Source organism: Cognatundibacterium squillarum (genome assembly GCF_014652435.1).
Lineage (GTDB): Bacteria > Pseudomonadota > Gammaproteobacteria > Burkholderiales > Burkholderiaceae_D > Undibacterium > Undibacterium squillarum.
The window spans coordinates 81,721-89,326 of sequence record NZ_BMYU01000013.1 but is presented as its reverse complement, the minus strand read 5'-3'; the positions used below and the strand labels follow the sequence as shown (position 1 = coordinate 89,326).

At 50.0% G+C, this 7,606-nt stretch carries 7 protein-coding genes; 3 read left to right on the top strand and 4 right to left on the bottom strand.

Annotated elements, in window-relative coordinates:
• The 4 genes from IE092_RS18335 to rpsL all read right to left on the bottom strand — a co-directional run.
• Window positions 1-101: GTP-binding protein (locus IE092_RS18335; RefSeq protein ID WP_029951219.1), on the bottom strand; the 101-nt coding region annotated here is incomplete at its 3' end.
• A gap of 76 nt (window positions 102-177) precedes the next feature.
• Window positions 178-2,283, bottom strand: a complete 2,106-nt coding sequence (gene fusA, locus IE092_RS18330; protein ID WP_189359095.1) for an elongation factor G — start codon at window positions 2,281-2,283, stop codon at window positions 178-180.
• 129 nt (window positions 2,284-2,412) lie between these two features.
• The gene (gene rpsG, locus IE092_RS18325; RefSeq protein ID WP_189359093.1) at window positions 2,413-2,883 is read right to left on the bottom strand and encodes a 30S ribosomal protein S7; all 471 of its coding nucleotides are present in this window, start codon (window positions 2,881-2,883) and stop codon (window positions 2,413-2,415) included.
• A 163-nt stretch (window positions 2,884-3,046) separates the two neighbouring features.
• Window positions 3,047-3,430, bottom strand: a complete 384-nt coding sequence (gene rpsL, locus IE092_RS18320) for a 30S ribosomal protein S12 (protein WP_189359091.1) — start codon at window positions 3,428-3,430, stop codon at window positions 3,047-3,049.
• A gap of 399 nt (window positions 3,431-3,829) precedes the next feature.
• Between rpsL and IE092_RS18315 the strand changes: the two genes are divergently transcribed.
• Genes IE092_RS18315 through IE092_RS18305 form a run of 3 tightly spaced genes read left to right on the top strand, consistent with a single transcriptional unit; the run spans window position 3,830 to window position 7,606 of the window.
• On the top strand, window positions 3,830-5,656 hold the full coding sequence (locus tag IE092_RS18315; RefSeq protein ID WP_229793264.1) for a phosphoethanolamine transferase: 1,827 nt from the start codon (window positions 3,830-3,832) through the stop codon (window positions 5,654-5,656).
• Window positions 5,657-5,696: 40 nt separating this feature from the next.
• Window positions 5,697-6,821, top strand: coding sequence for an MlaE family ABC transporter permease (locus tag IE092_RS18310; RefSeq protein WP_189359089.1), 1,125 nt, complete (start codon window positions 5,697-5,699; stop codon window positions 6,819-6,821).
• The gene (locus tag IE092_RS18305; protein WP_189359087.1) at window positions 6,821-7,606 is read left to right on the top strand and encodes an ABC transporter ATP-binding protein; all 786 of its coding nucleotides are present in this window, start codon (window positions 6,821-6,823) and stop codon (window positions 7,604-7,606) included. Before IE092_RS18310 ends, IE092_RS18305 begins: the two co-directional genes overlap by 1 nt.

Genomic DNA, 7,606 nt, shown 5'->3' with positions numbered 1-7,606 from the left:
GTTGCGATCGCTGCTGTCAGAGTAGTTTTACCGTGGTCAACGTGACCAATTGTACCGACGTTCACGTGCGGCTTGGTACGTTCAAACTTACCTTTTGCCATTTTGAATTTTCCTTCGAAAGAACAATTTTAAAAACTTAATAACCCCGGCATACCGCCGGGGATCTCAAGAAACAGATTACTTCGCTTTTGCTGTGACGATTGCGTCGATCACATTCTTAGGTGCTTCAGAGTAATGCTTGAATTCCATTGTGTACGTTGCGCGACCCTGGGTTGCGGAACGCAGCGATGTGGAATAACCAAACATTTCGGACAGCGGCACTTCAGCTTTAATGATCTTACCACCACCACCAGGGATCTCATCCATACCCTGAACCATACCACGACGGGAAGACAAGTCACCCATTACAGTACCGGCATAATCTTCAGGAGTTTCAACTTCAACTGCCATCATTGGCTCCAGAATAACTGGAGACGCTTTACGGCAACCATCTTTGAACGCCATCGAAGCTGCCATACGGAATGCGTTTTCGTTGGAGTCAACATCGTGGTAAGAGCCGAAGAACAGCGTAACTTTAACGTCTACCACTGGGTAGCCTGCCAGCACACCCGTACTCAATGTCTCGATAACACCTTTCTCTACCGCAGGGATGTATTCACGAGGAACAGTACCGCCTTTGATCGCGTCAACGAATTCAAAACCTTTACCCGGCTCTTGTGGCTCGATCTTCAGAACAACGTGACCGTACTGACCACGACCACCAGACTGCTTAACAAACTTACCTTCAACTTCTTCGCAAGTTTTACGGATAGTTTCACGGTATGCAACTTGAGGCTTACCAACTGTCGCTTCAACGTTGAATTCACGTTTCATACGATCAACGATAATTTCCAGATGCAATTCACCCATACCGCCAATGATAGTCTGACCGGATTCTTCGTCAGTTTTAACACGGAAAGAAGGATCTTCCTGTGCCAGACGATTCAGTGCCAGACCCATTTTTTCCTGGTCAGCTTTGGTTTTTGGTTCTACAGCCTGTTGAATAACTGGCTCAGGGAAAACCATTTTTTCCAAAGTAATGATGGAAGTTGGATCACACAGAGTTTCACCAGTTGTTGCATCTTTCAGACCAACAGCCGCAGCGATATCACCAGCGCGAACTTCTTTGATTTCTTCACGTTGGTTAGCATGCATCTGCAGAATACGGCCGAGGCGCTCTTTTTTGCCTTTAATCGGGTTGTAAACTGTGTCGCCAGAGTTGATAGTGCCGGAATAAACACGGAAGAAAATCAACTGACCAACGAACGGATCCGTCATAATTTTGAACGCCAGCGCAGAGAACTTCTCGTCGTCAGCAGCTTTACGTGTTACTGGCTGATCATCTTCGTCCGTACCAGCAACAGGTGGAATATCCACTGGAGACGGCAGGTATTCGATAACCGCGTCCAGCATAGCCTGTACGCCTTTGTTTTTGAACGCGGTACCGCACATCATCGGAACGATTTCAGAGGCGATGGTACGCTGACGCAAAGCTTTCTTGATTTCTTCTTCAGACAAATCACCTTCTTCGAGGTATTTGTTCATCAGTTCTTCACTGGCTTCAGCTGCTGCTTCAACCATTTTTTCACGCCATTCGTTGGCCTGATCAACCAGTTCAGCAGGGATATCACGGTAGTCAAATTTCATACCCTGACTTGCGTCGTCCCAGATAATCGCTTTCATTTTGACCAGATCAACAACGCCCAGGAAGTTTTCTTCCGCGCCGATCGGAATTTGGATAGCGATAGGATTTGCTTTCAGACGGGCACGCATCTGGTCGTAAACTTTGAAGAAGTTTGCGCCGGTACGATCCATCTTATTCACGAAAGCCAGACGTGGGACTTTGTATTTGTTAGCCTGACGCCAAACAGTTTCAGACTGAGGCTGCACACCACCCACTGCACAGTAAACCATGCAAGCACCGTCCAGAACACGCATAGAGCGCTCAACTTCGATAGTGAAGTCAACGTGGCCCGGCGTATCAATAATATTGATACGGTGCTCAGGGAAGTTGTTTGCCATACCTTTCCAGTGACAGGTAGTAGCAGCAGAGGTAATAGTAATACCACGCTCTTGCTCTTGCTCCATCCAGTCCATGGTTGCCGCGCCATCATGAACTTCACCGATTTTGTGATTTACGCCTGTGTAAAACAGTACGCGTTCAGTGGTGGTTGTCTTACCAGCATCAATGTGAGCGGAGATACCGATGTTACGGTAGCGCTCAATAGGAGTCTTGCGGGCCATAATTAGTCCTAATTCGTTTAATGTACAAAACCGAGCGCGACTTTTTTACAAAAATTGCGCCCGGCTTGATTCAACATGCACACACGAGCTAATGCGTTGATCCACATCAGCCCGGCTCTCATACTACAATCAGAAGCGGAAATGAGAGAATGCTTTATTCGCTTCTGCCATGCGGTGAACTTCATCACGTTTCTTCATCGCACCACCACGGCCTTCAGCAGCTTCGAGCAACTCACCTGCGAGACGCTGAGGCATGGATTTTTCGCTGCGCTTGTTAGCAGCTTCACGCAACCAGCGCATAGACAGGGCCAGACGACGAACTGGACGCACTTCTACAGGAACCTGGTAGTTAGCACCACCAACGCGGCGGGATTTAACTTCAACGATTGGTTTAGCATTGCTCACAGCCTGAGCAAAAACTTCCAGCGGATCTTTACCAGTTTTTTGCTGGATGTGATCAAACGCACCGTAAATGATGTTTTCGGCAACAGATTTTTTACCAGACAGCATCAATACGTTAACAAACTTCGCAACTTCTACATTACCGAATTTTGGATCCGGCAGAATGTCCCGTTTCGGGACTTCACGACGACGTGGCATTTCAATTCCTTTCATTCTTCAGTTGAGCACAGAACAACAACTCGCTCCTGCTCGCGACAAACCATCATAGCTTGTCACTTACTCGACCCGTTCCGGATCGACCACTGAAATCTACAGAATATAACTTTAATTAATGACGACTAAATGACGCCATTGCGGGAGATTACTTCTTAGCAGCCTTAGCACGCTTCGCACCGTATTTGGAGCGAGCTTGTTTACGGTCTTTAACGCCTTGAGTATCCAGAGCACCGCGAACCATATGGTAACGCACACCCGGCAAGTCTTTTACACGGCCGCCGCGGATCAGCACGACGCTATGCTCTTGCAGGTTATGGCCTTCACCACCGATGTACGAAATAACTTCGAAACCGTTGGTCAGACGTACTTTGGCAACTTTACGCAAAGCCGAGTTAGGCTTTTTAGGAGTTGTCGTATAAACACGTGTACATACGCCACGTTTTTGCGGGCTGTTTTCCAGCGCCGGCGATTTGCTCTTAGTCACGGCGGAAACGCGTGGCTGGCGAATCAGTTGATTGATGGTTGGCATCGTTTTAAATCCAACAAAATACAACGTTAAACACAAGCCCGGAAACGGTTGCCCGGGCACTCAGAAAATTTCATCATCCGGAAAACCTCACGGACGCCCCCGATTGTTGCCTGCTTTCTGAGCAATTTTTCCTGAAAACAACCGGAAGAAATAAGCGAAAAAACACAAACCCAAAATCGAGAACTCGCAATTCTAAGTTGGTTTTCGCAAGTGTGTCAATGAAATTTGTTCCTACAGACACGGGAGGTTACCAGTAACGAATAGATTCTAAGGATAGAAAAAATGCCGGGAAATTCAAGATTCAGTCCCCGTTTTGCAGCGCCGGCATGCTGTTGCAATGTATTGAATTGCTATATATTGACGGCCTTTGAGCGCACCGCTGTTACTTGCTGAAGCCAGATGTCACACTCCAATTTCCGCTCGCCAAAACTGTGGCTTGTCGCCTTTTGTTATACGCTTCTCTCTCTCGTTCCCTGGTTCGGCTCACTTTCAGGACAGTCTCCTGACCAGCCGCTGATGCTGCTCGCGCTGACTCTGACGAGCTGGGCAGGGATGTGGGCGCTGGCTGGTTCGCTGCGCTGGCTGCACTGGATCATGCTGCCAGCTGTGTTATTACTACCAGTCGAAATATATCTCCGCCAATTTTACGGTCAGGGCATTTCCACACACCATCTGGGCATTATCGCCGAAACCAGTCCGCGGGAAGCAGCTGAATTTCTCGGCAGCAAACTCTGGCTGGCTGCTGCTGTGCTGGTAGCTCTCACAGGTTTCTGGATTCTGTTGTGGAGGCAGATTAAAGCACTGGGATGGTTATCATGGCGACACTGGAGTCGCTGGCCCGCCCTGATTTTTGCATTCATTCCCTTATTCCTTTTTTTATACGGGTACCGGATCGGGGTACAACCTGCCTCCGGCACTTCTGCGTCCGCCAGCGCACATGCGTTCAGTCAACCCCGACTGGAGTCGGCCCGCAACTGGCTCGCCAAACTGGCAGGGCCGCTACCAAACTGGCTGCGACCGCCTTTTGATGAAGAACTGGCCATGCGAAGCTGGCCTTTCGGTCTGATATTACGGGGTGCTGACTTCTGGAATGAGCGAATGTACCTTGAACAGCTCAGTGAAAAAAGTCGCGCGTTCAGCTTCGGTGCAAGCACTTCTTTGCCTGACAATACGCCGCAGCTAATGATCATGGTCATCGGTGAGTCATCACGCTTCGACCGCTGGGGACTGAATGGCTACGAGAGGGATACGACGCCGAATCTTTCTGCAATGGAAAATCTGGTCCCGCTGACAGACATGATCACCGCCGTTTCAGCGACTCGCCTGTCTGTACCGATTATCGTTTCGCGTAAGCCGGCGGCACAAGGCTTACAAGCGGGCTTTGCAGAAAAGTCATTTTTATCTGCTTACCGCGAAGCAGGCTTTAAAACCTACTGGATTTCCAACCAGATGAGCTTCGGTCAGTTTGACACACCGACGTCTGTCTTCGCAAAGGAAGCCGACGTGACACAATTTCTGAATCTCGGTGGCTATACCAATCAGTCAAACCTGGATGAGGTCCTACTCGCACCCTTACAACACGCACTCAACGATCCGGCTCAAAAGAAACTGATTGTTTTGCACACACTGGGTAACCACTGGAATTACAGCCACCGCTATCCTGCATCGTTTGATCGCTGGAAGCCATCATTATTCGGCGTCAGCAATCCCGCGTACACAGACTTACGTAACAAAGATGCGCTGAATAACAGCTACGATAATTCTGTACTTTATACCGACTGGTTTTTGTCTGAGGTCATTCACCAATTAAAGACCGTTACGATTCCGGTATCGATGATGTACGTTGCCGATCACGGACAAACTTTGTATGACGACAGCTGTAATCTCGCCTTCCACGGCCACAACACGCAGTACGAATTTCACATCCCAGCTTTCGTCTGGTATTCCGACTTGTATGCGCAGCAATTTCCGGAAAAAATTAAGCAGCTGCATCGCCACAGAACCGTGCGCTTAAGCACAGAAAATGTGTTTCACACGCTGCTGGATATGGCTGAAATACGCTATCCGGATGAAAATCTGACACGGAGTTTTGTCAGTGCCGCATGGCGCCCGCATATCCGGTACGTAGACAGCTACGGATGGACGGATTATGACAATGCGAGCCTGCGCGGCGATTGCCGGGAAGTCATTGCAAACCGTGATAAACCGGTAAAGAAAAAACACTGAACCGATTGGCATACTTGAAACTCTGACTTACACTCAGGCCATGCTGACTGAATCTGAACCGACGCTGAATTGCTGCCCCGACGCGCCCGAACGCATTATTTTGCAAGGGGCGTGGATTGCCCACCGACTGGCAAAAGGCCAGCGTCTGGCGGAAATTCAGAGCACATTAAATAACCTCCGGCAGCAACCCGGACGTATCTGGGACTTGCGGGAGTTAGTTGGCCTTGATCATTTGGGTGCCCAGTTACTCTGGCGCAGCTGGGGCAGGAAACTGCCGGACCAGATACTGTGCACTGAGCAGCACGAAGGACTGTTCCTGCGCCTTTCACAGTTACATCCGGAACACTACCCGCCTCCGGTCAAAGCCAGACTCACGCCGCTCATGCAGCTTGGCAATAGCGTCATTACTTTTTTCCGTCATGCCAGTGATATGGCAGTACTGCTGGGACAACTGGTAATCGACTTACTGCAGTTTATGCGGCATCCCCTGCGCGGACCGTGGAAGGAAATATCTGCCAATATCTACCGCATGGGTGCACAGGCAATGGGTATTACGGCGCTGGTCGGGATACTCATAGGCATCGTCCTGTCCTATTTGTCGGCACAGCAGTTAAGAACCTTTGGTGGTGATCTGTTTATCGTGAACATTCTGGGCATGAGTATTATCCGAGAACTCGGACCAATGCTGGCTGCAATTCTGGTCGCGGGGCGCTCCGGTTCGGCCATCACCGCCCAGCTTGGTGTGATGCGGGTCACGGAAGAGCTGGATGCGATGCGTGTTATGGGCATTCCGCATGGTTTTCGCCTGATCATGCCCAAGGTACTTGCGCTCGCGATCGCCATGCCTTTAATTGTGATCTGGACCGATCTGATGGCGCTGGCGGGCGGGATGATCTCTGCACAAGCTCTTTTGGGAATGACGCCTGAGTTTTTCATCTATAAATTGCCAGAGGCAGTTCCTATCCTGAACTACTGGATCGGTCTGCTGAAAGGTGTCACGTTCGGGATTCTGATTGCACTGATCGCCTGCCATTTCGGTTTGCGTATCGAACCCAATACAGAAAGTCTCGGTAAAGGAACGACCAGTTCCGTTGTCAGCGCGATCACTCTCGTTATCATTGCAGATGCAATTTTCGCCATTATTTTCAGCAAGGTTGGCTACTAATGGCGCACAACAGCGAAATTCTGATTGATATTCAGGGCCTGAGAACGCAGTTCGGGCGCATTGTTGTGCATGACCAGCTCGAATTGCAGGTCAGACGCGGCGAAATCCTGTCGGTGGTCGGTGGCTCCGGTACAGGAAAAACCGTACTGATGCGACAAATGCTGGGGCTGGAAACACCCGCACGCGGAAAAATTCATATCTTTGGTGATGATTTGCACAGCGGTGACAGCGACCATCTGCATTACCTGCGCCAGCGTTCAGGCATGCTGTTTCAGCATGGCGCACTGTATTCGGCGCTGACTGTTTACGACAATGTCGCACAACCACTGCGGGAACTGGGCAAACTGCCGGAAGATCTGATCCGGGATATGGTCTACCTGAAGTTGCAAATGGTGAATATCGGTCTCGAACATGCGCGGAAGATGCCTTCTGATCTTTCCGGCGGCATGGTCAAGCGCGTGGCGCTGGCACGTGCACTGGCACTCGATCCTGAATTACTGTTTCTGGATGAGCCGACAGCGGGCCTAGATCCGGATCGCTCTGACAGCTTTGTCGAACTGATACAGTCACTGCATGCGCAGCTCAAACTGACCGTCATCATGGTGACTCATGACCTTGACAGCCTGTTTGCCCTTTCGCACCGTATTGCGGTGCTGGCAGAAAAGAAAGTGCTGGTGATCGGCACACCGGAAGAAGTGATTCGTTATCCGCATCCTTTTATTGATGGTTTCTTCCTCGGTGGCCGCGGCCGGCGGGCGATGGAAGCGCTCCCTGAAAAACGCTAG